Source organism: Streptomyces sp. SAI-127, assembly GCF_029894425.1.
Classification (GTDB): domain Bacteria; phylum Actinomycetota; class Actinomycetes; order Streptomycetales; family Streptomycetaceae; genus Streptomyces.
In genome coordinates this window covers 5,318,850-5,344,563 of the sequence record NZ_JARXYJ010000001.1, presented here as the reverse complement: position 1 = coordinate 5,344,563, position 25,714 = coordinate 5,318,850, and the positions used below count along the sequence as shown (strand labels likewise).

The window sequence follows — 25,714 nt, the reverse complement described above, 5'->3', positions numbered from 1 at the left end:
TCCAGTGCCGTATCTAGGAGGATGACCGTGGCCGAAGAACTCACCCCGGCTGCATCAACAGCTGCTGACGCAGCGGGCCCGGAGACTGAGTCCGAAGAGCCGATCAAGAAGCGGAAGAACGGCCTGTACCCGGGCGTCTCCGACGAGCTGGCCGAGAGCATGAAGTCCGGCTGGGCCGACACGGAGCTGCACGACCTGGAGCCGATCGCGCAGGCCGCCGAGACCGCGGCCCGCCGTGCGGCGCTCTCCGCGCGGTTCCCCGGTGAGCGGCTGGTGATCCCCTCCGGCAACCTGAAGACGCGTTCGAACGACACGGAGTATCCGTTCCGGGCATCCGTCGAGTACGCCTACCTCACCGGCAACCAGACCGAGGACGGCGTGCTCGTCCTGGAGCCGGCCGCCTCCGGTGGTCACACCGCCACGCTGTACCTCCTGCCGCGCTCCGACCGCGAGAACGGGGAGTTCTGGCTCTCCGGGCAGGGCGAGCTGTGGGTCGGGCGGCGGCACTCCCTCACCGAGTCCGAGAAGCTGTACGGCATCCCCGTCTCCGATGTGCGCGAGCTCGCGGACGCACTGCGCGAGGCGACCGGCCCGGTGCGGGTCGTACGCGGGTACGACGCCGGCATCGAGGCCGCGCTGACCGACAAGGTCACCGCCGAGCGGGACGAGGAGCTGCGGGTCTTCCTGTCCGAGGCGCGGCTCGTCAAGGACGCGTTCGAGATCGGCGAGCTGCAGAAGGCGGTCGACTCCACGGTCCGCGGCTTCGAGGACGTGGTGAAGGTCCTCGACAAGGCCGAGGCCACCTCCGAGCGGTACATCGAGGGCACGTTCTTCCTCCGCGCGCGGGTCGAGGGCAACGACGTCGGCTACGGCACGATCGCCGCGGCCGGACCGCACGCGTGCACGCTGCACTGGGTGCGCAACGACGGTGCCGTGCGGTCGGGTGAGCTGCTGCTGCTCGACGCCGGTGTCGAGACGCACACGTACTACACCGCCGACGTGACGCGGACCCTGCCGATCAACGGCCGCTTCAGCGAGATCCAGAAGAAGATCTACGACGCCGTGTACGACGCGCAGGAGGCCGGGATCGCGGCCGTGCAGCCGGGCTCCAAGTACCGGGACTTCCATGACGCGGCCCAGCGGGTGCTGGCCGCGCGGCTCGTGGAGTGGGGGCTGGTCGAGGGGCCTGTGGAGCGGGTGCTGGAGCTGGGACTCCAGCGGCGGTGGACGCTGCACGGGACCGGCCACATGCTGGGCATGGACGTCCACGACTGCGCCGCCGCGCGGGTGGAGTCGTATGTCGACGGGGTGCTCGAGGCGGGCATGGTGCTGACCGTCGAGCCCGGTCTGTACTTCCAGGCCGATGATCTGACCGTGCCCGAGGAGTACCGGGGCATCGGGGTGCGGATCGAGGACGACATCCTGGTGACGGAGGACGGGAACCGGAATCTGTCGTCGGGGCTGCCCCGGCAGTCCGACGAGGTCGAGGCGTGGATGGCCCGGCTCAAGGGTTGAGTCCCGGCTGCGGGTGGATCGTGGCCGGTCGCGCCCCGGGGTGGGTTCCGTGGACCTCCATCTAGAAGCCGGCTCTGTCGAAGGGCGTCGCGTCGGGCTCGAACGGGCCCTGCGTGACGCCGTTCGGGAAGGGCGGCTTGCCCCTGGGGCCCGGCTGCCCGCGACCCGGCGGCTCGCTGAGGAGCTGGGGGTCTCCCGGGGGACCGTGAAGGCGGCCTACGACCAGTTGATCGCCGAGGGGTATCTGACCGCTCGGCAGGGATCAGGGACGGTCGTCGCTCCGCTGCCTGCCGCTGAGGCCGAACCGCCGGAAGGCGGTACACGCGCGCGTGCGCCGCTGTTCGACCTGCGGCCCGGGAGTCCGGACGTCGGCGCCTTTCCCGCCGCCGCCTGGCTCAAGGCCGTCCGGCGGGCCGTCGCCACCGCGCCCGTCTCCGCGTACGACTACGGCGATCCCCTGGGGCGCATGGAACTGCGGACCGCCCTGGCGGAGTATCTCGGGCGGGCCCGCGGGGTCGTCGCCTCTCCCGAGCGGATCGTCGTCACCTCCGGGGCCGTGCAGGGGCTCGCGCTGCTCACCCGGGTTCTGGAGGGCGGGGTCTTCGCCATGGAGGACCCCGGACTGCCGTTCCACCGGGATGTCGTACGGCGTGGCGGGGGACGGGTGGTGCCGGTGCGGGTCGACGGACTGGGGGTTTGCCCGGAGGACTTGGAGGCGGCCGACGCCGTCGTCGTCACTCCCGCCCACCAGTACCCGACCGGCGTGACGCTGCACCCCTCGCGGCGGCGGGCGCTCACCGACTGGGCACGCGCGCGTGGGGCGTTGGTCGTCGAGGACGACTACGACGGGGAGTTCCGTTACGACCGGCAGCCCGTCGGGGCTCTGCAGGGCATGGCGCCGGGTCAGGTCGTCTACCTGGGGACGGCGTCCAAGACGCTCGGGCCCGCGCTCAGGCTCGGGTGGATGGTGCTGCCGCCACAACTCGTCGGGCCCGTCGCCGACGCCAAGCTGCACAGCGACCACAGCACCGAGACCCTCGGGCAGTTGGCGCTCGCCGAGCTGATCGGGAGTCATGCCTACGACCGTCACGTGCGCGCGTGCCGGATCGGATACCGGCGGCGCAGGGACCGGCTGGTGGAGCGGCTGGGGGCACGGTGGCCGGTCCAGGGGATCGCGGCCGGGCTGCACGCGCTGGTCGAGGTCGGGGACGAGGCGGCGGTGCTGGCGCGGGCCGCGGCCGAGGGGCTCGCGGTGGGGTCTCTGCGGGAGCACTGGCACGCGGCGGGACCGCGCGAGGGGCTCGTCGTGGGGTACGGGACGCCTCGGGAGGGCGCCTATCCGCAGGCATTGGAGACGCTCGTCCGGGTTCTGGAATTGGGCCACCGCCCAGGGCCCTCATTGGGCCTGCCGATCGGTCCACCGCGCTTCTAGTGTCGTTGCCATGACGAACTCACTCGTCCCGCCCGCGGGGCCGCAACGCGTCCTGGCGCTCGCCCAGTTGAGCAACTCCGTCGGGGACGGCGCCTACTACGTGACGTCGGCGCTCTACTTCACGCACGTCGTCGGGCTCGACCCCGCGCGCGTGGGGCTCGGGCTGACCGTCGGGTGGGCGGTCGGGTCGGTGGTGGGGGTACCGCTCGGGCGGCTCGCGGACCGGCGTGGAGCGCGCGGCACGGCCGTACTGCTGGCGCTGGCCACGGGGCTGGCGGTGGCGTCCTTCCTGGTGGTGCGGGACTTCGCGCCGTTCGTCCTGGCGGCCTGCGCCTACGCCTCCGCGCAGTCGGGGCTCGCCGCGGCCCGGCAGGCACTGCTCGCGGGGCTGGTGTCCGCCGGGGAGCGGACCGGGTTGCTGGCCCACCTCCAGGCCACGCTCAACGCCGGGCTCGCGGTCGGTGCGGGGCTCGGCGGGCTGGCGTTGCACGCCGGGACGCGTTCTGCGTACCTCGGGGTGTTCGCGGTGGACGCGCTGAGCTTCGTGGTGTGTGCAGGCCTGTTGCTGCGGCTGCCGTCGGTGGCGCCTCGCGTGCCGGTGGAGAAACTTCACGGCTCAGGGGTGCTGCGCAACCGGCCGTACACCGTGATCACCCTGCTGAACACCGTCCTGCTGCTGCGGATGCCCTTGCTGAGCCTGGGGATTCCGCTGTGGATCGCCGAGCGGACCGCGGCTCCGACCTGGCTCGTCTCCGCGCTGTTCGTGCTCAACACCGGGGCCGTGATGGTGTTCCAGGTGCGGATGGCCCGCGGGGTGACCGGGCTCGCGTCGGCCACGCGCGCGGTGCGGCGGTCGGGGTGGGTCATGCTGGCGGCCTGCGCGGTGTTCGCGCTGTCGGCGGGGGCCTCGCCGTGGGTGGCCGTGGGGGCCCTGGTCGTCGGGGCCGTGCTGCAAGTGGTCGCCGAGATGGGGCAGTCGGCGGGATCCTGGCAGCTCTCCTTCGACCTGGCTCCGGCCGAGCGGGTCGGCGAGTACCAGGGGTTCTTCGGAACCGGGGTGACGGTGGCCCGGACGCTCGGCCCACTGGTGCTGACCACGCTGCTCGTGGAGTGGGGCACGCCGGGGTGGCTGCTGCTCGGCGGGGTGACGCTGATGGCGTCGTACGCGATGGGACCGGCGACCAGGAGGGCCGCCGGCCGTGTCCCGGAGCCGGGTGTGGGGCGGGCTGTGCTCGTGGACTAGCCGATGTCAGGCCGCCCTTGGACAGGCCGCCACCGGGAGGGTGTCCACGAACAGGGCCCCCGCGAGCAGCCCCGCGCTGCCTCGGGGGCTCCACGCACGCGCGTGGAGGTCGGTGTCGAGGGCGAGCAGGGCCTCGCGGCCCGCGGCCGTCGTCGTACCGCCCGCCTCCAGGACCCCGCGGGCGCCCGCCTGGACGTGGCGGAGGCCCGACGGGCCTGCGGTGTAGAGGAGTTCGGTGTCCTGGAGGGTGGACATCACGGTGAGCAGGGCGTCCAGGCGGGCCTCGGCCTCGTCGGCGCCCGCCTTGCGGGAGGTGGCCAGCGCGTCCAACGCCCGCCGTACGTGCGGGAATCCGGCCCGCGCCTCGCCCCGGGCGCCCGCCGCGCCGTACTTCGCGGACACCGAGGAGCCCCGGGAGGGCCGGCGCGGGGCCCGCTTGTCACTGTGCGCGGCGATCTTCTTGGCGGCCGTGGCCACGTCCTTGGACCGCGCCCCCGGATCGAGGGCGGCCGCGGCGACCAGCAGACCGAGAGTCCACAGGGCACCGCGGTGACCGCCGCCGGCCAGGCCCACCGAGTGCTCGGTGCACCGGCCGATCGCGCCCAGCTCCGCACGCAGCTGGGGACTGGGCTCGCCGGTGCGGCGGGCGGCGGCGGCCATCGCCGCGAGGCCGGGCGCGAGCGCCTTGGCCGACCAGCGCAGGGAACAGTGGTCCGGGCTGGTGGCGCGGGCGCCGAGGTCACGCGGGTCGGGCAGGCCCGGCTTGGGAGCCAGGGCCAGCTGACCGGTCAGCGCGTCCACGGCGGCCAGGGCCAGCGCCTCGTCCTCGCGGCTGCTCATGGCCGTACCTTATGAGGACGCGGAGGCCGAGGGACTGGCACCTTCGGACGGAGCGCCACTCGGCGGTTCACCCGACGGTGCCCCGCTCGGAGGCGTCCCGCCACCGCCGCTGCCCGCGCCCGTGTTCGAGGCGTCCGGGTCGACGGCGAGGCTCAGGGAGCCCTTGTAGCCCTTGGACGGGTCGGCCTTGTGCACGGCCTTGAGGGTGAGCAGACCGCTGGAGGCGCCGCCGCCGTCGTAGACCATGTCGTCGTCGAGGACCGTGTAGCTGCCGGAGTGCCGGGAGTAGGGCTCCAGAGCGAAGATCTCCTCGGCGATCGTGTCGTCGAAGAACAGCTGGCCGGTGTAATTGACCGTGCCGCCCTCGTAGGTGCCGTCCTCCTTCTCGCCGCCGGTGTGCACCTTCACATGGATGTGGCAGGTGCGCGGGGTGTACCAGCCCGGGAAGATCGTCTCGAACTTCACGACCCCGTTGGCGTTCGCGATCTGATAGCCGCGCAGGTAGGTGCTGTCGTTCGCGGTCGAACCGTCCTCGCTCTCCGCGGGCGCGGAGCCGCCGGGGTTGGCGGTGGTGTAGCCGGAGTAGTAGCCCCAGGCGTCGCAGTGCCAGATCTCCACGGCCGCGCCCCTGACCGGGGTGCAGCCGTCGGTGGCGTCCACGACGGTCAGCCGCAGCGTCAGCGGGACACCGCTCTTGCCCTCGGTGATGTCCTTTCTGACCAGGGCGCCGTCGAGGTAGTAAGGACCTTCGGTGACGCTCGACATGAGCGTCATGCACGCGCCCGTGCTCGTCGCCGAGGCGGTGGCCGTCGCCTCGGCGGTGTCGGTGGTGTCGGCGAAGGCCGACTGGTACCCGGTGACGGCGAGCCCGCCCGCCGCGACCGTTCCGCCGGTCACCGCGATGGCGCGGCGCCGGGTGATGCTGGAGCTCCTGTGGTTTCCCGTCATGACCAGGAACGTAGGAAACCTGTCCGTCAGGAGCTTGAGCGGACGCTGTGCGCAACCTGAGGATGCTGAAAAAGCCGGGGCCTCCGGTTCACACCGCCATCAGCGGCGCGTCCTCTCTCCACTTGAGGATCTTGTCGAAGCTCACCACGGCACCGCGGCCCGGTTTGTTGCCGATCTGGACGTGGTCGGCGAGTTCGCGGATGAGACAGAGGCCGCGGCCGTTCTCCGCCTCCATGGGGGTGGGGCGGGGCCGCACGGGCGGGAAGCCCGGGCCGGAGTCGGTGACTTCGATACGACACTTCTCGCCGTCGAGGTAGGCGGTGACCCGGTACGCCGCCGAGGAGTCCGGCAGCCCGCTCTCCCCGCCGTGCTCCACGGCGTTGGCGCAGGCCTCGCTGAGGGCGAGGGAGAGATCGTAGGAGACGTCCGGGTCGACGCCCGCGGTCTCCATGGTGCCGAGCAGCAGGCGCCGGGCGAGCGGAACGCTCGCAGCCTCGCGCCGCAGATGGAGTGACCACCAGATGCTCATGCTCCAGCCTCCTGGCCGCGGCTCGACATACCGTTACGTATTGCCGCGCGTGCCCCGGTGTAAGCACATCGTTGACGTGATGCCGCCCATACGGGGGATGCGCCGGGTGCAATGGCCGGTGTATGTGGGGCAGCCCGGGTCAGAAGTGACCTTCCGGTCGTACACCCCGTACGTCATCTTGTGGACCTGCCGTATGGCGCTCATAAGCCCAGTGCGATGATGAGCCCGCCATGACTGCCCCCCACGCGCGCTCCGGAGGGGATCTCCGGGTTCTGCGGGCCGCGGTGTTCGCCGCGGTCTGCGTCGTGCTGGCCGCGGCCGGTCACTCGATAGCCTCCTGCGCCACGGTGCCGCTGTGGACGCTCGCTGCGGGGTTCTTCGGGGCTGTGCTCGTCGTGGCACCTCTTGCCGGGCGCGAGCGCTCACTGGCGGGGATCGCGACGCTCCTCGCGGTCGGACAGACCGTGCTGCATGTGCTGTTCGGGCTCGGGCAGCACGGCACGACGGCGATGTCGTCGATGTCGTCGTCCATGTCGTCGATGTCGTCCGCGCAGTCGGCGTCCGACGCCACGCTGGTCCAGCAGGCCGCACGACTGCTGTGCGGGACCACCGCCGCGGCGATCAGCCCGGCGCAGGCCCAGAGGATCCTCACCGACGCCCGGCTCTATCCCGGAACGGGCACCACCGCGGTGCACCATTCCGCGGACGCCATGACCGGCTCCTCCGTCTGGCCCTCCCTGCCGATGGTCCTCGGGCACGTCCTCGCGGCCGTCGCCGCCGGGTGGCTGCTGCGGCACGGGGACCTGGCACTGCTGCGGCTCGCCGAACTGTCCACGTGCTCGGCGCATTCGGTCGCGGAAGGGGCGCTCGTACGTTCGCTGCGGGGGGCCCTCGCGCTGGTGCGCGCCCTGCGTGCGGGGCTGCCGGGGGCACCCGAGGCCGGACCGCGCGCCCCGCTGGCGGCGTCGCTCGCGCCGTCGCGACCGCGTACCGCGGCACTCCAGCACACGGTGATCAGGCGAGGCCCCCCGGCCGCCGCCGGACTCGTTCTCGCCGCCTGACGCGACGCGACCACCACTGCACACCCCTGAGGACCTTCCCGAGGGACGTGTGAAAGGGGCCGCCGTCGTGCGGCACGCGCGTGTGCGCACGCGTATCCCTCTTCACCGGAATCCCTTTCGAAGCGGAGTGCTGTTCATGAAGGCTTCTCGTCTCGCCGCCACCGGTGCCGTCGCCGCCGGCGCCGTCATCGTCTTGTCCTCACCCGCCTTCGCGCACGTCAGCGTGCAGGCCGAGGGCACCGCCGCCAAGGGCGGTTACGCGGTCGTGGACTTCAAGGTCCCCAACGAGCGCGACAACGCCTCCACCACCAAGCTCGAGGTCAACTTCCCGACCGACCACCCGCTGGCCTCGGTCATGCCGGAGCCGATGGCCGGCTGGAAGATCGAGGTCACCAAGTCCAAGCTCGCCAAGCCGCTCGAACTGCACGGCGAGCAGATCACCGAGGCCGTCTCCAAGGTCACCTGGACCGCCGCCAACAAGGACAGCGGCATCCAGCCCGGCTACTTCGAGAAGTTCCCGGTCTCCATCGGCGCCCTGCCCGAGAACGCCGACGAACTGGTCTTCAAGGCGATCCAGACGTACTCCAACAAGGAGGTCGTGCGCTGGATCGAGGTCCAGGAGGACGGCGCGGAGGAGCCCGAGACGCCGGCTCCCGTCCTCGCCCTGTCCGCGGCCTCCGAGGACGGGCACCACGGCTCGACGGCCGCCGAGGAGACGGACGCCAAGACCGAGAACGCCGCCGCGACCACCGAGGCCGCCGCCGGGGACAGCAGTGACACCACCGCCCGCGTCCTCGGCGTGGTGGGCATCGTCGTCGGCGCCCTGGGCGTGGCCTACGGCGTGCTCGCCGGCCGTCGGCGCAGCGACGCCTGACCCTGTTTCGCGGAACGCGCGCCGGGGTCGTACGACCCCGGCGCGCACCGAAATTCTTACATCTGGGACATTTTGATATGCGCAAGAAGACGTTCGCCGCGGCCGCGCTGATCGCCGCTGCCACCCTGACCCTTTCCGCCTGCGGCAGCGGTGACGACAGCGGCTCGCCCGTCTCCGTGGTCTCGGAGGAGGCCGGCTCCGACAAGGCCGCCACCGTCCTCGACCAGCCGTTCGAGAAGCCTGACCTGGTCCTCACCGACACCAAGGGCGAGAAGTACGACCTCCGCAAGGAGACCGCCGGCAAGCCGACGCTGATCTACTTCGGCTACACCCACTGCCCCGACATCTGCCCGCTCACGATGAACAACATCGCCGTCGCGAAGAAGCAGCTGCCCAAGTCCGAGCAGGACAAGCTGACCGTCGTGTTCGTCACCACCGACCCGGCCCGCGACACCCCGGCCGAGCTCGGCAAGTGGCTCAAGGGCGTCGACAGCTCGTTCGTGGGCCTGACCGGCGACTTCGCCACGATCCAGGCGAGCGCCCGCACCCTCGGCATCTCCATCGAGCCGTCCCACAAGGACAAGAAGACCGGCAAGACCGTCTCGGTGCACGGCACCCAGGTCGTCGCCTTCTCCCCGAAGACCGACGAGGGGTACGTCCTCTACGGCGAGGACGCCACCGTCGACGACTACACCAAGGACCTGCCCAAGCTCATCAAGGGGCAGAACCCGTGAAGCGTTCCTCCACCGGGCTCGCCGTACTGACGGGGGCGGTCCTGCTGCTGGCCGGCTGTTCGGATGCCGAGGGCTCCTCGGGAGGCCTCACCGTCTCCGGCGCCTACATCCCGCAGCCCGTCTCCGCCGACATGGCCGCCGGGTTCATGACCATCTCCAACTCCGGCTCGTCGAAAGCCGAGCTGACCTCGGTCACCAGCGACGACGGCGAGGTCACCATGCACGAGACGACCGGCGGCATGATGGAGGAGGTCTCCCGCCTCTCCGTCCCGGCCCACGGTCAACTCGTGTTCAAAAGCGGCGCCAACCATCTGATGTTCGACAAGCTGAAGCAGGCTCCGAAGCAGGGGCAGACGGTCACCGTCGAACTGCACTTCGCCAAGTCCGACCCCGTCGTCGTGAAGATGCCGGTGAAGTCGGCGACGTACGTCCCGAAGACCGGACACTGAGGGAGGGATCACCTTGACGCAGACCATCGCCCCCCGCGTCCGGACCCTGGTACTGCTGCTCCTGGCCGCGTGCGGCCTGCTGCTGACCACGGCCGGTCCTGCCTCCGCGCACGCCGCGCTCACCGGCAGCGACCCCCAGCAGGGGGTGGTGGTCGACAAGGCGCCCGACCAGGTCGCGCTGACATTCTCCGAGAAGGTCGCCCTGTCGAACGACTCGCTGCGGGTCCTCGACCCCAAGGGCAAGGCCGTCCAGCAGGGCAAGCCGTTCGAGGTCGGCGGCACGACGTACGGCGTGAAGGTCCACAGCGGCCTTCCGGACGGCACGTACACCGTCACCTACCAGGTCGTCTCCGCGGACAGCCATCCCGTCGCCGGCGCCTACACCTTCTCCGTCGGCGCCCCCTCGACCACCTCCGTCTCCGTCTCCGGGGAGACGGCGGGCGGCGGGGTCGTCGGCTGGCTGTACGGCTTCGGGCGGTACATGTCGTACGCCGGTTTCATCGTGCTGGTCGGCGGCGCCGCGTTCGTGCTCGGCTGCTGGCAGCGCGGCGCCGGAGTGAAGCCCATGCAGCGGCTCGTCGTCGGCGGCTGGCTCACGCTCACCTCGGCAACCCTGCTGCTGCTCCTGCTGCGCGGCTCCTACACGGGCTCCGGAAAGGTCGGGGACGTCTTCGACCTGGACCTGCTCGGAAACGTGCTCCAGACCAAGGCGGGCGCGGCCCTCGTGTCCCGGCTGCTGCTGCTCGCCGCGGCGGCGCTGTTCATCTCGGTGCTCTTCGGGGCCTATGACAAGCGCGAGGACGAGGAGAAGCGGGACCTCACCTTCGGGCTCGCGATCGGCGGGACCGTCGTCGCGGCCGGACTCGCGGCAAGTTGGGCGATGGCCGAGCACGCCTCGGTCGGGCTCCAGGCGGGCATCGCGATGCCCGTCGACGTCGTCCACCTGCTGGCCGTCGCCACCTGGCTCGGCGGGCTGACCGCGCTGCTCGTCGCGCTGTACCGCTCCGACGCGCCGATCGAGTCGGCCGCCGTACGACGGTTCTCACAGGTGGCCTTCGGCAGCATGGTCGCGCTCGTCGCTACCGGCATCTACCAGTCCTGGAGGCAGCTCGGCTCCTGGTCGGCGTTCACCGGGACCCGGTACGGGCAGCTGCTGCTGGTCAAGATCGGGCTGGTGGCGCTGCTGGTCGGCATCGCCTTCATCTCGCGGCGGTGGACCGCGCAGCTGGCCGACACCGTCGTACGGCAGAACAAGCGGGCACCTCAGAAGGAGCGGGTCGCTGCGAGTGCGTCCGGCTCCGGCAAGTCCAAGGGCGCCGGCTCCAAGCGGGCCGCTCAACTCGCCCGGCAGCAGGCCGCGATGGACACCGCGCGGCAGAAGCGGACGCGGGACGCCGATCCGCACCGGTTCGGGCTGCGCCGCTCGGTGCTCGCCGAGGCCGGTGTCGCGGTCGTGCTGCTGGCGGTCACGACCGTGCTGACGCAGACCGAGCCCGGCCGTACGGAGGAGGACGCCAAGGCGGCCAAGACGGCTTCCTCTTCTTCGTCCTCCTCGGACGCGTCGGGCACCTCCGGGGCGCTGACCCTGGACATGTCGTTCGACACCGGCGGCACGGACGGCAAGGGCGTCGTGACCGTCGACTTCGACCCCGCGCGCGTGGGCGGCAACGAGATGCACGTCTACGTCCAGCGGCCCAACGGCCGCGCCTTCGACATCCCCGAGGTGAAGGTGGCCCTCACCCTGGAGGCCAAGAAGATCGGGCCGCTGACCGTCACCCCGGACCGCATCGCCACGGGCCACTGGTCGGCGAGCAACGTGCAGATCCCCATGGCGGGCGACTGGAAGGTCGCCGTGACCGTACGGACCTCCGACATCGACCAGACGACCGTCTCCAAGAACGCGCAGATCGGCTGAACCGCACCATGGCTGAACAGTCCATTCCCGTCGCCGGCACCCAAGAGGGCGGCTCCGTCGAGGGTGCCACCCCCGTCGAGGGGCGCCTCCCGGCCGGAAGCGGCATCTCGCGGCGCGCCCTGCTCGGCACCGCCGGCGCCACCGGACTCGTCCTGGGCGCGGCCGGAGGCGCCGTGGGGTACACCTCCGCGCCCGCCGCGGCGACTCCGCTGACCTCGGTGGGCAGCGACGAGGTGATGTTTCACGGGAAACATCAGCCCGGCATCACCGAAGGTCTCCAGGCCCGCGGCCATCTCGTCGCCTTCGACCTGGCGGCGGGCGCGGGCCGCAAGGAGGCCGCCGCGCTGCTGCGCCGCTGGTCACAGACGGCTCAACGGCTGATGGCGGGGGAGCCTTCCGGGTCCGACGACACGGATGTCGCCCGGGACGCCGGGCCCTCCTCACTGACTCTGACCTTCGGCTTCGGGCACAGCTTCTTCGCCCGGACCGGGCTGGAGAAGCAGCGGCCGGTCGCCCTCGACCCCCTGCCCGACTTCTCCTCCGACCAGCTCGACAAGGCCCGCAGCAACGGCGATCTGTGGGTGCAGATCGGCGCCGACGACGCCCTGGTCGCCTTCCACGCCCTGCGCGCGATCCAGAAGGACACGGGCAGCGCGGCGAAGGTCCGCTGGCAGATGAACGGCTTCAACCGCACTCCGGGGGCCACAGCCCACCCCATGACGGCCCGCAACCTCATGGGCCAGCTGGACGGCACGCGCAACCCGAAGCCGGGCGAGCCCGACTTCGACCAGCGCATCTTCGTCCCGGAATCCGGCACGCCCGCGTGGATGGCGAACGGCTCCTACGCCGTCGTACGACGGATCCGGATGCTGTTGGACGACTGGGAGAAGCTGTCCCTGGGGTCCCAGGAGGCCGTCATCGGGCGCCGGAAGGCGAACGGCGCGGCGCTGTCCGGGGGCACCGAGACGACGGCGATGGACCTGGAGAAGACGGACGCGAAGGGGGATCTAGCGGTGCCGATCAACGCACACGCCCGGATCACCCGGCCCGACCAGAACGGGGGCGCGGCCATCCTGCGCCGCCCGTTCTCGTACCACGACGGCATCGACGCGGACGGGGGGCCGGACGCCGGGCTCCTGTTCGTCTGCTGGCAGGCCGACCCCTTGCGCGGCTTCGTCCCGCTCCAGCGCAAGCTCGACCGCGGCGACGCGCTCTCCCAGTACATCCGGCACGAGTCGAGCGGTCTGTTCGCGGTGCCGGGCGGGGCGGCGGAGGGGGAGTACGTGGGGCAGCGGCTGCTGGAGGGGTGAGGGTCCGGGCGGGGCGGGGTCACGCGAACGTCCGGGGGCGGCCCTTGGTCACGCCGTTTCACTCAGCGGAGGGGCAGTGGTGAGACATCCGCGCCCTGTTCCGCAAGGGCCATTAGGGTGAGGTCATGCCAGCGAGCTATGCCTATCTCGGCCCTGAGGGCACCTTCACCGAAGTCGCGCTGCGGACGCTGCCCGAGGCGGCGACCCGGGAGCTGATCCCCTACGTGTCGGTGCAGTCCGCGCTGGACGCGGTGCGCGTGGGTGAGGCCGAGGCCGCGTTCGTGCCGATCGAGAACTCCGTCGAGGGCGGCATCACCACCACCCTCGACGAACTGGTCGCGGGCGCGCCGCTGATGATCTACCGCGAGGTGCTGCTGTCGATCACCTTCGCGCTGCTGGTCAGGCCGGGCACGGAGCTCACCGACATCAAGACGGTCTCGGCGCACCCGGCCGCCCAGCCGCAGGTGCGCAACTGGCTGAAGACGCACCTTCCGGACGCCCACTGGGAGTCGGCCGCCTCGAACGCGGACGCGGCCCGGCTGGTCCAGGAGGGTCAGTACGACGCGGCCTTCGCCGGCGAGTTCGCGGCCGCCCGGTACGGCCTCCAGGCGCTGGAGACCGGGATCCACGACGCCGAGAACGCACAGACGCGGTTCGTGCTGGTCGGCCGCCCGGCCCGGCCCGCCGCACCGACCGGAGCCGACAAGACCTCCGTCGTGCTGTGGCAGCGGGACGACCACCCGGGCGGGCTGCGTGACCTGCTGGGCGAATTCGCCACCCGCGGTATCAACCTGATGCTGCTGCAGTCCCGGCCCACGGGCGCGGGGATCGGCAACTACTGCTTCTGCATCGACGCCGAGGGCCACATCACCGACCGCCGGGTGGCGGAGGCGCTGATGGGGCTGAAGCGGATCTGCCGCGAGGTGCGTTTCCTCGGCTCGTACCCGCGTGCGGGCAAGGAACTGGCGGACCTGCGGGCGCCGCTGGCCGGCACCTCGGACGAGGAGTTCATGGCGGCCTCGGACTGGGTGGCCCGGTGCCAGGACGGGCGCTTCTGACCTGTCTTACCTGCAGATTTTAGTTATCCACAGAAGTTATCCACAGGCGCGCTTCTCGACCTGGGGACAAGTCGACACCAAAGCGCGACCCTGTCGACAAATCGGCCTACAGACCCCTCCGGCGTTCACGGGTGCGCACATCACCCTTCGTCCATTCTTTTCCCTTGGGTAACCCTTTGGAGTGACCGCTTTACACTCGAAAGTAGGGGTAGATGTGGGTTTGCGTTGGGAATCCTCGGCGTGATCCCCAAGTTTCGGAGTGATCAATTCCGAAATCCACAGATCCTCCGCACAGCCTGTGGATAACTTTTTGAGGGGTGGGGATTCCTGTGGACAACCGTGCGCCAAGTACCGCTCTCCACAAGGGAGTCGAGTCAACCCGACTCCTCGCACATGCTTCGTCCCGGGGATCCGGGGTGCTTTTCATTGACACACGCCGCAATTCACCCATAACAGAACGTAAGCCACGATTCGGTGCGGCCGGGAATAGTGAGTCGTGGGCCGTATCCCCGCACCGGTAGCCTTGACCGCGTGATTGACCTTCGCCTGCTCCGTGAGGACCCCGACCGAGTGCGCGCGTCCCAGCGCGCCCGTGGAGAGGACGTCGCCCTCGTCGACGCCCTCCTGTCTGCCGACGAGCGGCGCAGGTCGTCCGGCGTCCGCTTCGACGAGCTGCGTTCCGAGCAGAAGTCGCTCGGCAAGCTCATCCCCAAGGCCACTCCGGAGGAGCGCGCCGAGCTCCTGAAGAAGGCGGAGCAGCTCAAGGCGGACGTCAAGGAAGCCGAGGCCGCTCAGAACGACGCCGCCGAGGAGACCAAGCGCCTCGCGTCGCAGCTCGGCAACCTCGTCCACCCCGACGTCCCGGTGGGCGGCGAGGAGGACTTCGTCGTCCTGGAGACGCACGGCACCATCCGCGACTTCGGCGCCGAGGGCTTCGAGCCCAAGGACCACCTGGAGCTCGGCGAGGCGCTGGGCGCCATCGACGTCGAGCGCGGCGCCAAGGTGTCCGGCTCCCGCTTCTACTACCTGACGGGCGTCGGCGCCCTGCTGGAGCTCGCCCTCGTCAACGCGGCGATCGCGCAGGCCACCGAGGCGGGCTTCACTCCGATGCTCACCCCCGCGCTGGTCCGCCCCCGCGCCATGGAGGGCACCGGCTTCCTCGGCCAGGCCGCGGAGAACGTCTACCACCTGGAGAAGGACGACTACTACCTGGTCGGCACCTCCGAGGTCCCGCTCGCCGCGTACCACATGGACGAGATCCTCGACGCCGACAAGCTGCCGCTGCGCTATGCCGGCTTCTCGCCGTGCTTCCGCCGCGAGGCCGGCACCTACGGCAAGGACACCCGGGGCATCTTCCGCGTGCACCAGTTCGACAAGGTCGAGATGTTCTCGTACGTCGCCCCCGAGGACGCGGAGAACGAGCACAAGCGGCTCCTGGACTGGGAGAAGCAGTGGCTGACCGGCCTGGAGCTGCCGTTCCAGGTCATCGACGTGGCCTCGGGCGACCTCGGCGCCTCGGCGTCCCGCAAGTACGACTGCGAGGCGTGGATCCCGACCCAGGGCAAGTACCGCGAGCTGACCTCGGCCTCCAACTGCGACGGTTTCCAGGCGCGCCGTCTGTCCGTCCGCATGCGTGACGGCAAGAAGGTCCAGCCGCTGGCGACGCTCAACGGCACGCTGTGCGCCGTACCGCGCACCATCGTGGCGATCCTGGAGAACCACCAGCTGGCCGACGGATCGGTGCGGGTGCCCGAGGTGCTGCGTCCGTACCTGGGCGGCCGGGAGCTGCTGGAACCGGTCGCCAAGTGAGCAGTGGCTTTCCGTACCGGCTGATCGCGACCGACCTCGACGGAACGCTCCTGCGTTCCGACGAGTCGGTCTCGCAGCGCACCCGTGACGCGCTCGCCGCGGCCACCGCGGCGGGCGCCGTCCACATCGTCGTGACGGGACGCGGGGCCCGCTGGACCAGGCACGTCCTCGACGACCTCGGCTACGACGGCCTCGCGGTCTGCGCCCAGGGCGCGCAGGTGTACCACGCCGGCGAGCACCGCCTGCTGACGTCGGTGACCTTGGACCGCCAGTTGGCCGGCGTGGCCCTCGCGAAGATCGAGGCGGAGGTCGGCCCGCTGTACCTGGCGGCGAGCCGCGACGGCCTCGACGGCGACGTGATGGTCGGGCCGGGGTACGCGGTGACGGGCGCCCTGCCGTCGACGCCGTTCACGGACGCTTCGGATCTGTGGGCCGCCCCGCTGAACAAGATCTACATCCAGCATCCGGAGCTGTCGGACGACGAGTTGGCGCGGGCCGCCGTTCGGGCCGCGGGCGGTTTCGTCTCGGTCGCGATGGCGGGCCAGGGCATCGTCGAACTGCTCCCGCTGGGCCTGTCGAAGGCCACCGGCCTGTCGTTGGCCGCTCGCCGCCTGGGGGTGAAGGCCGCGGACACGATCGCCTTCGGTGACATGCCCAACGACCTCCCGATGTTCGCCTGGGCGTCGTACGGCGTGGCGATGGCGGACGCGCACGAGGAGCTGAAGGCGGTGGCCGACGAGGTGACGTCCTCCAACGAGGAGGACGGGATCGCGGTGGTGCTGGAGCGGTTGCTCGGCTGACGGCCACGCGCTGTCCGGCTGGGCCGGGGGCTTGGCGAATGCCGGGGCTTGTCGAGGGCCGGGGCTTGGCGAATGCCGGGGCTTGTCGAGGGCCGGGGCTTGTCGCTGGCTCGGGGGCGCGTGCAACGGCCGCACGGCCGCTTCGCCGCCGGCCGAGCTGCTCGACGATCCCGCTGCAACCGGCCCGCCCACCGCCGCAGTTTTCGCCGACGGCGGTCGCCTGCGCCGGCAGGTTCGGAACGCGCCGGCCCTTCTTGACGTACTCCGGCCGAGAAGCCCGGCCAAGTCCCAGTGACAACGTCTCGCGGAGGATGCACGGATCGAACGTGCGCGGGCTTTCCAGGCCCGACCACGGCTTAGCAAGCCGGTGCCTTACCACTCGGCCAATCCTCCGGGTGGGCGGCCTCACGCGAGAGCGACTTCGCGTGCTCGAAGCGGCCGCCCCGGGCAGTTCCTGCGGGTGGACTCGACGGTGGCGTAACTACACCGGAGTCCTCCGCGGGCTGCCCCGACGGGAGCTGGACGTACTGTCGTGCATGGACATCGTCCGGCTCCTCCCCAGAACGTGGCGCCGGACGGTCGTCCGGCGGTGTGGACATCAACCACTCTGCCTGTCCGACGAGTTGGGCGCCACCGATTAAATGCGGCCGTGTGTTCGAAGCTACCGGCGCCGCCAGCGCCGTCGCCGCTTGCTGAAGAACCACCCCGCGGGCGGCTCGTCGGAGCGCCAGGGCTGCGGTTCGGGCTCCTCGTCACGCCAGCGCGCCGCCAGCATGCGGGCGCGGGCAGACGGCTCGGTCGTCCCTGCGGACTGTATGAAGTCCTCGTCCAGAACTAGGTCGTCCCAGTCGTCTGCCATGCCCGTTCCCTTCGACTCACAGCCGAACGTTCCCCTTTGTCCAGTCTGCCCGGACAACGATGAAGTCCCTGTCAATAAGCGGGACATCAGTGGTACGTCAGACATCAGTGGTACGTCAGGGGGCCTACTCCTCGCCCGCCAGCGTCAGCGACCGCAGCTTCTGTCCCGCGTACCAGGTGGCGAGGACGGTCACCACGACCAGCAGCACCGTGGCCGTCGGCAGTCCGACGTCCGAGGTGACCAGGTCCCCGCCCGCGACCTTGTGGGCGACGGCCAGCGACCACTGCTGGACGCTCAGGGTCCTCGCCCCGGCGACCAGGGAGCCGAACAGTGCCTCCCAGACCAGCGCGTAGACGAGCCCGAAGACCACCGCGTGCCGGGACACCGTGCCGAGCAGCAGGAAGAGCGCCGCGTAGGCGATCGAGGAGACCAGCGCGGCCACCGTGTAGGCGACGGCGATCTGCTGGCCGTTGCCGTTGAGGATGAATCCGGCAATCAGCGTCGGCAGGGCCGAGAACACCATCGTCACGGCGATCGCCACGATCAGCTTGGTGAAGATGATCGTCGGCCGCTTGAGCGGCTTGGACAGCAGATACACCACCGAGCCGTCGTCGATCTCCGGGCCGATCGCACCGGTTCCCGCGATGACACCGATGATCGGCACCATGGTGGCGAGCGCGAGCCCGCCCAGCAGGTCGGAGGCGGTCTGGTCGTCGGCGCCGACGAGGGCGCGCACGATCACGGAGATCACGATCAGCAGCAAGGGCAGGGCGCCCAGGATGAGGGCCCGGCGGCGGCCGAGCAGGGCCCGGTAGGTGAGTCGGGCGACTGTGGGGTCGTACATCTTCGGCCTCCTACGCCGCGACAAGATACGAGAAGACGGACTCGAGGGACTCGTCGGACGGCGAGACCGTGAGCAGCCGGATGCCGTGGTCGCGCGCGACCTTGGGCAACAGCGCGGTGAAACGGCCGAAGTCGACAGCCTGGATGCGCAACGCGCCCTCCGCCAGGTCGACTTCGATGCCGGACGTCGACGGGTCGGCGATCAGAGCGGCCGCGAGGGCACGGTCGTCGCTGGAACGCACCAGATAGCGGTGCGGACGGTCCGTCATCAGACGGCGGATCCTGCGGAAGTCACCACTGGCCGCGTGCCGGCCCGCGACGACCACCTCGATGTGCCAGGCGAGCTGCTCGACCTCTTCGAGGATGTGCGAGGAGAACAGGACGGTACGGCCCTCGTCGCCCATGCGCCGCAGCAGGTCCATGAGCTGCATGCGCTGGCGCGGGTCCATGCCGTTGAACGGTTCGTCGAGCAGGAGCAGCGAGGGGTCGTGGACCAGGGCGGACGCCATCTTCACGCGCTGGCGCATGCCCTTGGAGTACGTCGAGATCTTGCGGTCCTGCGCGTACTCCATCTCGACCGTGGCCAGCGCCTTCTGGGCCGCCTTGGCACCCAGGCCGTGCAACTCGGCGTTGGCGACGACGAATTCGCGGCCGGTGAGGAAGTCGTACATCGCCTCGCGCTCGGGGACGACGCCGATGTGCTGGTAGATCGCCTCGTTGCGCCACACCTGCTGTCCGTCGAGCGTGACGGAGCCGGTGGAGGGGGCGAGGAAGCCGCCCATCATGTTGATGAGGGTGGACTTTCCGGCGCCGTTGGGGCCGAGGAGGCCGGTGACGCCGGGGCCGATCGTCATGGTGATGTCGTTGACGGCGACCACGTTGCCGAACCAGCGGGAGACATGGTCGATCTGGAGCGTGGTCACAGTCCCACCTTCTTGTAGCGGCGCATCAGGAGGCCATAACTGGCGGCGATCAGGCCGAGGACGGCCAGGACGTAGACCACGCCCTCGCCGCTCGACGGACCGACCGCTCCCGGGAACGCCGAGCTCGCGCCGAGGAACGCGGACTGCAGTCCGTCGATGAGCGTGACCGGCGAGAACAGGCCGATCCACGGGATGGCACTGGAGCTGCCCTGGGCGTCGGCGATCGCCTGGACGGTGGAGACCGCGCCGTAGGAGATGGTCAGCACGGCGATCACCGCCGCGATGCCGAAGCCGCGGCGAGGGGTGACCGACGCGATGACCAGGCCGATACCGGCGAAGAGCAGCGAGAGCAGCGCCACGGAGACAAGTCCCTGCCCGAAGCCCTTGGTCTGGTCGGCGAAGTCCAGCTTGGCCAGCAGCGCGCCCACGTAGAGCACGATCAGCGGGGCGGCGGTCAGGATGAACATCGCCGAGGCCAGCGCCGCGTACTTCGCTCGCACGTAGTCCGCGGTCTCGATGGGCCGCGAGAAGTACAGCGGTACGGTCTTGAAGCGCAGGTCGCGCGAGACGGACTGAGGGGCCTGCGAGGCGACATACAGGCTGATGACGGCCTGCATGATGATCGCGTAGCGCGTGTAGTCGACGGGCAGGTCGTTCGCCTTCGTGGCGACCGCGACGGCCACCATGATGGCCGCGGGCACGCACATCACGACGAACAGCAGCATCGGCAGCACCTTGGACTTCACCGAGCGGCCGAGGCCGTAGGCGCCGCGCAGGGACTGCGAGTAGAGCGAGCGGGTGGCGTAGGAACGGCCGAGGCGAGGGCCGTCGTAGTTGCGGTAGCCGATGTTGTGGATGCGGGTCTGGTCGCCCGAGGGGACGGTGACCGGGTTGTCAACTGCCATGGCCTACGGCCTCCTTCCGCTGCTCGTCCTCATTCGTGAAGACTTCCGAGATGTGGTGCCTGCGCTGCTCCATGCGCACCAGGCCGAGACCGAGGTCGGCGACGACGTCCCGGACGAGGTCGTAGGTCTCCTCGCCCTCTGCGGTCAGCAGCAGGATGTGACCGGCGCCCGGCAGACCGCTCTGGGAGTCGAGGACCTCCACCCCGCGCGCGAGGAGCGCCTCCCGCACCGCGCGGGTGCCGTCCGGGTGCTCGTCGGTGTCGGTGACCTCGACGCCGAGGGTCGTCGTGGTCTGGGTGAAGTCGGTGGTGGAGCTGGAGCGCAAAAGCTTGCCGCCGTCGATGACGACGACGTGGTCGCAGGTGCGCTCGAGTTCGCCCAGGAGGTGCGAGGTCACCAGGACCGAGATGCCGAAGTCGGTGTAGATACGGCGGATCAGGCCCAGCATGTCGTCGCGGCCGACCGGGTCGAGGCCGTTGGTCGGCTCGTCGAGGAAGACCAGCTGCGGGTCGTGCACCAGGGCCTGCGCGAGCTTCACGCGCTGCTTTCATGCCCGTGGAGTAGCCGCCGATGGGGCGGTAGCGCTCCTCGTACAGGCCGACATGGCGCAGGGTGTCCGCGGTGCGCTCGCGCGCGGCGGTGGGCGGCAGACCGGACATACGGGCCATGTGCACGACGAACTCGGTGGCCGAGACGTCCGGCGGCAGGCAGTCGTGTTCCGGCATGTAGCCGACACGCTCGCGGATGGCGGCGCCCTTGGTCGCGACGTCGAGCCCGAGCACTTCGGCACGGCCCTCGGAGGCGGGGGACAGACCCAGCAGGATCTTGATCATGGTGGACTTGCCGGCTCCGTTGGCTCCGACGAGTCCGGTCACACCGGGTCCGACGTCCAAGGAGAGCCGGTCAAGAGCGGTCACCCTGGGGAACCGCTTGCTCAGGCTTTCGGTCGCGATCACAGTCACGTCGTCGAGATTAGTGACGCGGACCACTCAGGTCGTCACCCCGCAGAGCTGCATCGACATCAGACTCCAGACGTACGGGCACCTAGGGGTCACCCTGAAGTAGAACAACGCGGCCTGCGTTTTCCACATCGGTGGGTTTTTCCACAGCCTGACCCAGCCCCATTGACGCAGCCTCTGACAACTGTCACATTCGCCAGTGTCACGTTACGGGCACGTACCGCAGTCGACGGGGACGAGGCGGCATGACGACGGCAGTGAACAGCGGACTCTCCACCCGATTGCGGGGATTCAGGCAGGTCCAGCGGCTCGCGTACGAGTGCGCGGAGGCGGTCGCGGCCCGTCTGGAGCCCGGCGTGAGCGAGCGGCAGGCCGCCCGGATGCAGCGCGAGTGGCTGCGCGAGCGAGGCGTACGGGACTGGTTCCACCTGCCGTTCGCCTGGTTCGGGGACCGCACGGCGTTCGCGGGCTTCCGCATTCCGCTGCAGTTCTTCCCGACCGACCGCCGCCTGACGCCCGGGATGCCGTTCATCCTGGACATGGCCCCCGTGTACGAGGGCTTCACCGCCGATGTCGGCTACTCCGGCTCGCTGGGGATCAACCCCGTCCAGGACAGACTGATGGCCGACCTCGAGGCGCACCGCGAGCTGATCCTGCGCGAGGTCCGTGAGCGGCGGCCGCTGCGCGAGATCTACGAGGACGTGGACCGCCTGATGGTCCGCCAGGGCTACGCCAACCGGCACCGCGCGTACCCCTTCGGCGTGATCGCCCACAAGGTAGACCAGGTCAAGCAGCGCCGCTGGTCACCACACGTCTTCGGGTTCGGCACCCAGTCCCTGAAGGGCCTGGCCGCCGACGCGCTGCACGGCCACCGCGAGGGCTGGTCGCCCCTGTGGTCGCCGTACCGCTCCTCCGACCACCCGCCGCGGCCGGGCCTGTGGGCGGTCGAACCCCACCTCGGGTTCCGGGGCACCGGCGCGAAGTTCGAGGAGATCCTGGTCGTCACCGACTCCGAGGACCCCGAGCAGAGCGCCTTCTGGCTGGACGACGATCTGCCGCACGTGCGGCGCTGGGCGGAGGCGAAGTGAGCTTGCTGAAGGGTGCGCGGGAGCGCCGGGTGCGGACCGGTGGCGTCGAACTGTGCGTGGCCGAACTGGGCGACCCGGAGCAGCCGACCGTGGTCCTGGTACACGGCTACCCGGACAGCAAGGAGATCTGGGCCGAGGTCGCGACCCGTCTCGCCGACCGCTTCCACGTCGTCCTCTACGACGTCCGGGGCCACGGCCGCTCGACGGCACCGAAGCCGCTGCGCGGCGGGTTCACCCTGGAGAAGCTGACGGACGACTTCCTGGCCGTCGCGGACGCCGTCAGCCCGGACCGGCCCGTGCACCTGGTCGGACACGACTGGGGCTCGGTGCAGTCCTGGGAGTTCGTCACCGTCCCGCACACCGAGGGCCGCATCGCGTCCTTCACCTCGATGTCCGGACCGTCCCTCGACCACTTGGGCCACTGGATCGCGGAACGCCTCAGGCGCCCCACCCCGCGCCGGGTCGGCCAGCTCCTCGGCCAGAGCGCCAAGTCCTGGTACATCTACCTGCTGTACACCCCCGCCCTGCCCGAACTGGCCTGGCGCGGCCCGCTCGGCAAGGCCTGGCCGCGCATCCTCGAGCGCGCCGAGAAGGTCCCCGCCGACGGCTACCCGACCTCCTCGCTGCGCACCGACGCGGCCCACGGCGCATGGCTGTACCGGGACAACGTCCGGGCCCGGCTGCGCCGCCCGCGCACCGACGCGTACGCACACGCGCCCGTGCAGCTCATCACGCCCCTGGGGGACGCGTTCCTCTCGGAGAAGCTCTGCGACGGCCTGGAACAGTGGGCACCACAGCTGACCCGGCGCACCCTTCCCGCCAAGCACTGGGTCCCGCGCTCACGCCCGGACCAGCTGTCCGCGTGGATCACGGAGTTCGTGACGGCCGTCGAAGGCGGCCGGACCGCTGTGGGGGCGACCGGGAAGTACGCCGACCGGTTCGGCGGACAGCTCGTGCTGGTCACCGGCGCGGGCAGCGGCATCGGCCGCGCCACGGCGTTCGCCTTCGCGGAGGCCGGCGCGCGCGTGGTCGCCGTGGACCGGGACGCCGAGGCCGCCGCCCGCACCGCGGAACTGTCCCGGCTGGTCGGCGCGCCCGAGGCCTGGGCGGAGACCGTCGACGTCTCCGACGAACAGGCCATGGAGAAACTCGCCGACAAGGTCGCCGCCGAGTACGGCGTGGTGGACGTCCTGGTCAACAACGCCGGGATCGGCCTCGGCGGCTCCTTCTTCGACACCACCACCGAAGACTGGAAGAAGGTCCTCGACGTCAACCTGTGGGGCGTCATCCACGGCTGCCGACTCTTCGGCAAGCAGATGGTGGAACGCGGACAGGGCGGCCACATCGTCAACACCGCCTCGGCGGCCGCCTACCAGCCCTCCAAGTCGCTGTCCGCCTACGGCACCTCCAAGGCGGCCGTCCTCATGCTCAGCGAGAGCCTGCGCGCCGAACTCGCGGGCCGGGGCATCGGCGTGAGCGCGATCTGCCCCGGCTTCGTCAACACCAACATCACCTCCACCGCGCGCTTCGCGGGCGTCGACGCCGACGAGGAGAAACGCCGCCAGAAACGCACGGCCCGCCTCTACGGGCTGCGGAACTACCCGCCCGAGAAGGTCGCCGACGCGATCCTGCGAGCGGTCGTGCGCAACCAGGCCGTCGTACCGGTCACGCCCGAGGCCCGCGGCGCGCGGGCCATGGCCCGGTGGGCGCCGAAGGCACTCCGCGCGATCGCACGGCTGGAGCCGCCGTTGTGAGCCACGAGATCGCCCCGCGCCGCGTCTCCTTCGACTGGTCCCGCACGCCCCTGCACTGGATCCCCGGCGAGCCCACCGCGACCCACGTCATCAACGTGCTGCACCTGCTGCTGCCGGCGGGGGAGCGCTGGTTCGTGAAGGTCCTCAAGGAAGGCCTGCCGCTGGTCAGCGACCCCCAACTCCACGCCGCCGTCAAAGGGTTCATGGGCCAGGAGGCCACGCACAGCGTCCAGCACACGCATGTACTGGACCACCTTGCCGCGCAGCGGCTCGACACCGCCGACTTCACCAAGTACGTCGACTTCCTCTTCGAGCGGTTGCTCGGCGAGCGCCCGCCCCTCAACGCGCCCATACCCGCGCGTGAGTGGCTGCGCTTCCGGCTGTCCGTCGTCGCCGCCATCGAACAGTTCACGGCCGTGCTCGGCGACTGGGTGCTGACCGCCGACGGGCTCGACCGGGCCGGCGCCGACGAGATCATGCTCGACCTGCTGCGCTGGCACGGCGCCGAAGAAGTCGAGCACCGCGCGGTCGCCTTCGACATGTACCAGCACTGCGGCGGCACCAGGACGCCCCGCTACGCCCGCCGGATCGCGGGCATGGCGGTCACCGCCCCGGTGATGCTCCACCTGTGGCTGTGGGGGACGGCCTACCTGATCCGCCACGACCCACAGCTCACGGGCCGCCTGCGCTACTCCCTGAAGGAGCACGAGAAGGCCGTACGAAAAGGACTGCTGCCCGCCTGGCGAGAGCTCGGCGCGGCCATCCCGCGGTACCTCCGGCGGTCCTACCACCCTTCGCAGGAGGGGTCGTTGAGCCGTGCGGTGGAGTACCTGAAGCGGTCACCGGCGGCGAGGGCCGCCGCGTGAGCGACACCCCCGCCCACCGGATCGAGGACCTCGCCCACCTCAGCGGCGCCACCGTCCGCACCATCCGCGCCTACCAGGACCGCGGACTGCTCCCCCGCCCCGAGCGCCGCGGCCGGGCCAACATCTACACCGACGCCCACCTCGTCCGGCTGCGCCAGATCGCCGATCTCCTCGACCGCGGCTACGGCCTGGCCTCCATCAAGGAGCTCCTGGAGGCCTACGACTCCGGCCGTGGCCTCGGCGGCATCCTCGGTCTTGTCGCCGAGGTCGACGGTCCGTGGACCGACGAGGAGGCCGTCCGGATCTCCCGCGCCGAACTGGACGCCCGCTTCGGCGGCACCCCCGACGAGGCCGCGGTCGCCGAGGCGGTGGAGCTCGGCGTACTGGAGCCGGTACCCGGCGACGACGGAACCTTCCTCGTGCCGAGTCCCCAAGAGCTCGCGGTGGCCGCCGAGTTGTACGCGGCCGGGGTCCCGCTCTCCGCGATCTCCGGCCACCTGCGGGAGTTGAGGGGACAGGTCGAGCACATCGCCGCCCGTTTCCTGGAGTTCACCACCGAACACGTCTTCGCGCGCTACCTGGAAGGACCGCACCGGCCGACCGACACGGAAGCCGCCGAAGCCGCCTCACTCGTACGACGGCTGCGGCCGCTCGCACAGCAGACCGTGGACGCCGAACTCGCGCGTGCGATGCGGACCTTGGCGGTACGACACCTGCGGCAGCACCTCGGTTCAGGGGAGACGCCGGATGGGCCTCGGACGTCACGTTCCGTGTCCGTGCCCGAGGAGACGATGCGGGCGGTGGAAGGGCTGGTTGGGGAGGAGCGGGCGGCGGAGTTCTTTGTCCTGGCGGCTGAACGGGAGGTGCGGGCAAGGGCGTTGGATGCGCTCACGTCAAATGGGCGGCCCCCAGTCGATCTTGACGAAGGGGACTGACATGACAGGGAGTTGTCCACAGAAACGCCAAGTAGCCTGTGGATAACTACAGTTGGTTGTGGATC

General features: G+C 70.6%; 23 protein-coding genes, 1 tRNA gene and 1 pseudogene. 16 read left to right on the top strand and 9 right to left on the bottom strand.

Annotated elements, in window-relative coordinates:
• Positions 1–21 precede the first annotated feature (21 nt).
• Genes M2157_RS24455 through M2157_RS24445 form a run of 3 tightly spaced genes read left to right on the top strand, consistent with a single transcriptional unit; the run spans position 22 to position 4,190 of the window.
• Positions 22–1,515: an aminopeptidase P family protein gene (locus M2157_RS24455; RefSeq protein ID WP_280866208.1), complete on the top strand. Its 1,494-nt coding sequence runs from the start codon at positions 22–24 to the stop codon at positions 1,513–1,515.
• A 49-nt stretch (positions 1,516–1,564) separates the two neighbouring features.
• Positions 1,565–2,947: a PLP-dependent aminotransferase family protein gene (locus M2157_RS24450; RefSeq protein ID WP_280858800.1), complete on the top strand. Its 1,383-nt coding sequence runs from the start codon at positions 1,565–1,567 to the stop codon at positions 2,945–2,947.
• Between the two features lie 10 nt (positions 2,948–2,957).
• A complete protein-coding gene (locus M2157_RS24445) occupies positions 2,958–4,190 on the top strand; it encodes an MFS transporter (RefSeq protein ID WP_280866207.1) in 1,233 nt (410 codons plus the stop codon).
• Between the two features lie 6 nt (positions 4,191–4,196).
• On the opposite strand, the gene M2157_RS24440 is transcribed toward M2157_RS24445, so the two are convergent.
• From M2157_RS24440 to M2157_RS24430, 3 genes are all read right to left on the bottom strand, one after another.
• Positions 4,197–5,030 carry a triphosphoribosyl-dephospho-CoA synthase gene (locus tag M2157_RS24440; RefSeq protein ID WP_280858802.1) on the bottom strand — a complete coding sequence of 278 codons (834 nt, stop codon included), beginning with the start codon at positions 5,028–5,030 and terminating at the stop codon, positions 4,197–4,199.
• Positions 5,031–5,039: 9 nt separating this feature from the next.
• The gene (locus M2157_RS24435) at positions 5,040–5,978 is read right to left on the bottom strand and encodes an intradiol ring-cleavage dioxygenase (protein ID WP_280866206.1); all 939 of its coding nucleotides are present in this window, start codon (positions 5,976–5,978) and stop codon (positions 5,040–5,042) included.
• An 88-nt stretch (positions 5,979–6,066) separates the two neighbouring features.
• The gene (locus M2157_RS24430) at positions 6,067–6,507 is read right to left on the bottom strand and encodes an ATP-binding protein (protein WP_057609202.1); all 441 of its coding nucleotides are present in this window, start codon (positions 6,505–6,507) and stop codon (positions 6,067–6,069) included.
• A gap of 230 nt (positions 6,508–6,737) precedes the next feature.
• Here M2157_RS24430 and M2157_RS24425 point away from each other — a divergent pair, with 230 nt between their 5' ends.
• From M2157_RS24425 to M2157_RS24385, 9 genes are all read left to right on the top strand, one after another.
• Positions 6,738–7,568, top strand: a complete 831-nt coding sequence (locus tag M2157_RS24425; RefSeq protein ID WP_280858804.1) for a hypothetical protein — start codon at positions 6,738–6,740, stop codon at positions 7,566–7,568.
• A 136-nt stretch (positions 7,569–7,704) separates the two neighbouring features.
• Entirely contained in the window at positions 7,705–8,442 is a 738-nt protein-coding gene (locus M2157_RS24420; RefSeq protein ID WP_280858805.1) for a YcnI family protein, read from the top strand.
• 77 nt (positions 8,443–8,519) lie between these two features.
• Entirely contained in the window at positions 8,520–9,176 is a 657-nt protein-coding gene (locus M2157_RS24415; protein WP_280858806.1) for an SCO family protein, read from the top strand.
• Entirely contained in the window at positions 9,173–9,625 is a 453-nt protein-coding gene (locus M2157_RS24410) for a copper chaperone PCu(A)C (RefSeq protein ID WP_266516907.1), read from the top strand. The genes M2157_RS24415 and M2157_RS24410 overlap by 4 nt, the downstream gene beginning before the upstream one ends.
• 13 nt (positions 9,626–9,638) lie before the next feature.
• Entirely contained in the window at positions 9,639–11,540 is a 1,902-nt protein-coding gene (locus M2157_RS24405; RefSeq protein WP_280866205.1) for a copper resistance protein CopC, read from the top strand.
• Positions 11,541–11,548: 8 nt separating this feature from the next.
• Positions 11,549–12,850, top strand: a complete 1,302-nt coding sequence (gene efeB, locus M2157_RS24400) for an iron uptake transporter deferrochelatase/peroxidase subunit (protein ID WP_280858808.1) — start codon at positions 11,549–11,551, stop codon at positions 12,848–12,850.
• A gap of 125 nt (positions 12,851–12,975) precedes the next feature.
• Entirely contained in the window at positions 12,976–13,908 is a 933-nt protein-coding gene (gene pheA, locus M2157_RS24395; protein ID WP_280858809.1) for a prephenate dehydratase, read from the top strand.
• 531 nt (positions 13,909–14,439) lie between these two features.
• On the top strand, positions 14,440–15,717 hold the full coding sequence (serS, locus tag M2157_RS24390; RefSeq protein WP_280866204.1) for a serine--tRNA ligase: 1,278 nt from the start codon (positions 14,440–14,442) through the stop codon (positions 15,715–15,717).
• Entirely contained in the window at positions 15,714–16,517 is an 804-nt protein-coding gene (locus M2157_RS24385) for an HAD family hydrolase (protein WP_280858811.1), read from the top strand. The genes serS and M2157_RS24385 overlap by 4 nt, the downstream gene beginning before the upstream one ends.
• A 305-nt stretch (positions 16,518–16,822) precedes the next feature.
• Here the strand turns inward: M2157_RS24385 and M2157_RS24380 are convergent.
• The 6 genes and pseudogenes from M2157_RS24380 to M2157_RS24355 form a co-directional block, all read right to left on the bottom strand.
• Positions 16,823–16,910, bottom strand: a tRNA-Ser gene (locus M2157_RS24380).
• A 268-nt stretch (positions 16,911–17,178) separates the two neighbouring features.
• On the bottom strand, positions 17,179–17,376 hold the full coding sequence (locus M2157_RS24375; protein WP_069759589.1) for a hypothetical protein: 198 nt from the start codon (positions 17,374–17,376) through the stop codon (positions 17,179–17,181).
• 124 nt (positions 17,377–17,500) lie between these two features.
• Complete coding sequence (locus M2157_RS24370; RefSeq protein WP_020119557.1) at positions 17,501–18,220, bottom strand: ABC transporter permease; 720 nt, start codon at positions 18,218–18,220, stop codon at positions 17,501–17,503.
• A gap of 10 nt (positions 18,221–18,230) precedes the next feature.
• Complete coding sequence (locus M2157_RS24365) at positions 18,231–19,142, bottom strand: ABC transporter ATP-binding protein (RefSeq protein ID WP_280858812.1); 912 nt, start codon at positions 19,140–19,142, stop codon at positions 18,231–18,233.
• Complete coding sequence (locus M2157_RS24360) at positions 19,139–20,047, bottom strand: ABC transporter permease subunit (RefSeq protein WP_280858813.1); 909 nt, start codon at positions 20,045–20,047, stop codon at positions 19,139–19,141. The genes M2157_RS24365 and M2157_RS24360 overlap by 4 nt, the downstream gene beginning before the upstream one ends.
• A pseudogene (locus M2157_RS24355) lies at positions 20,037–21,003 on the bottom strand (ABC transporter ATP-binding protein). The gene M2157_RS24360 and the pseudogene M2157_RS24355 overlap by 11 nt, the downstream one beginning before the upstream one ends.
• 248 nt (positions 21,004–21,251) lie before the next feature.
• Between M2157_RS24355 and M2157_RS24350 the strand changes: the two are divergent.
• The 4 genes from M2157_RS24350 to M2157_RS24335 are packed head-to-tail and all read left to right on the top strand — an operon-like array spanning position 21,252 to position 25,649.
• Positions 21,252–22,094, top strand: coding sequence for a M24 family metallopeptidase (locus M2157_RS24350; RefSeq protein WP_280866203.1), 843 nt, complete (start codon positions 21,252–21,254; stop codon positions 22,092–22,094).
• A complete protein-coding gene (locus tag M2157_RS24345) occupies positions 22,091–23,848 on the top strand; it encodes an SDR family oxidoreductase (protein WP_280866202.1) in 1,758 nt (585 codons plus the stop codon). The genes M2157_RS24350 and M2157_RS24345 overlap by 4 nt, the downstream gene beginning before the upstream one ends.
• Positions 23,845–24,714, top strand: coding sequence for a metal-dependent hydrolase (locus M2157_RS24340; RefSeq protein ID WP_280858816.1), 870 nt, complete (start codon positions 23,845–23,847; stop codon positions 24,712–24,714). The genes M2157_RS24345 and M2157_RS24340 overlap by 4 nt, the downstream gene beginning before the upstream one ends.
• Complete coding sequence (locus M2157_RS24335) at positions 24,711–25,649, top strand: MerR family transcriptional regulator (RefSeq protein ID WP_280866201.1); 939 nt, start codon at positions 24,711–24,713, stop codon at positions 25,647–25,649. Before M2157_RS24340 ends, M2157_RS24335 begins: the two co-directional genes overlap by 4 nt.
• Positions 25,650–25,714 lie beyond the last annotated feature (65 nt).

What these genes read in the sequence shown, in the direction of transcription:
- M2157_RS24375 (WP_069759589.1), bottom strand. Translation starts at nt 17,376, where the DNA reads ATGGCAGACGACTGGGACGACCTAGTTCTGGACGAGGACTTCATACAG.
- M2157_RS24445 (WP_280866207.1), top strand. Translation starts at nt 2,958, where the DNA reads ATGACGAACTCACTCGTCCCGCCCGCGGGGCCGCAACGCGTCCTGGCG.
- M2157_RS24430 (WP_057609202.1), bottom strand. Translation starts at nt 6,507, where the DNA reads ATGAGCATCTGGTGGTCACTCCATCTGCGGCGCGAGGCTGCGAGCGTT.
- M2157_RS24350 (WP_280866203.1), top strand. Translation starts at nt 21,252, where the DNA reads ATGACGACGGCAGTGAACAGCGGACTCTCCACCCGATTGCGGGGATTC.
- efeB (WP_280858808.1), top strand. Translation starts at nt 11,549, where the DNA reads ATGGCTGAACAGTCCATTCCCGTCGCCGGCACCCAAGAGGGCGGCTCC.
- M2157_RS24455 (WP_280866208.1), top strand. Translation starts at nt 22, where the DNA reads ATGACCGTGGCCGAAGAACTCACCCCGGCTGCATCAACAGCTGCTGAC.
- M2157_RS24370 (WP_020119557.1), bottom strand. Translation starts at nt 18,220, where the DNA reads ATGTACGACCCCACAGTCGCCCGACTCACCTACCGGGCCCTGCTCGGC.
- M2157_RS24425 (WP_280858804.1), top strand. Translation starts at nt 6,738, where the DNA reads ATGACTGCCCCCCACGCGCGCTCCGGAGGGGATCTCCGGGTTCTGCGG.
- M2157_RS24435 (WP_280866206.1), bottom strand. Translation starts at nt 5,978, where the DNA reads ATGACGGGAAACCACAGGAGCTCCAGCATCACCCGGCGCCGCGCCATC.
- M2157_RS24420 (WP_280858805.1), top strand. Translation starts at nt 7,705, where the DNA reads ATGAAGGCTTCTCGTCTCGCCGCCACCGGTGCCGTCGCCGCCGGCGCC.
- M2157_RS24360 (WP_280858813.1), bottom strand. Translation starts at nt 20,047, where the DNA reads ATGGCAGTTGACAACCCGGTCACCGTCCCCTCGGGCGACCAGACCCGC.
- M2157_RS24440 (WP_280858802.1), bottom strand. Translation starts at nt 5,030, where the DNA reads ATGAGCAGCCGCGAGGACGAGGCGCTGGCCCTGGCCGCCGTGGACGCG.
- M2157_RS24415 (WP_280858806.1), top strand. Translation starts at nt 8,520, where the DNA reads ATGCGCAAGAAGACGTTCGCCGCGGCCGCGCTGATCGCCGCTGCCACC.
- pheA (WP_280858809.1), top strand. Translation starts at nt 12,976, where the DNA reads ATGCCAGCGAGCTATGCCTATCTCGGCCCTGAGGGCACCTTCACCGAA.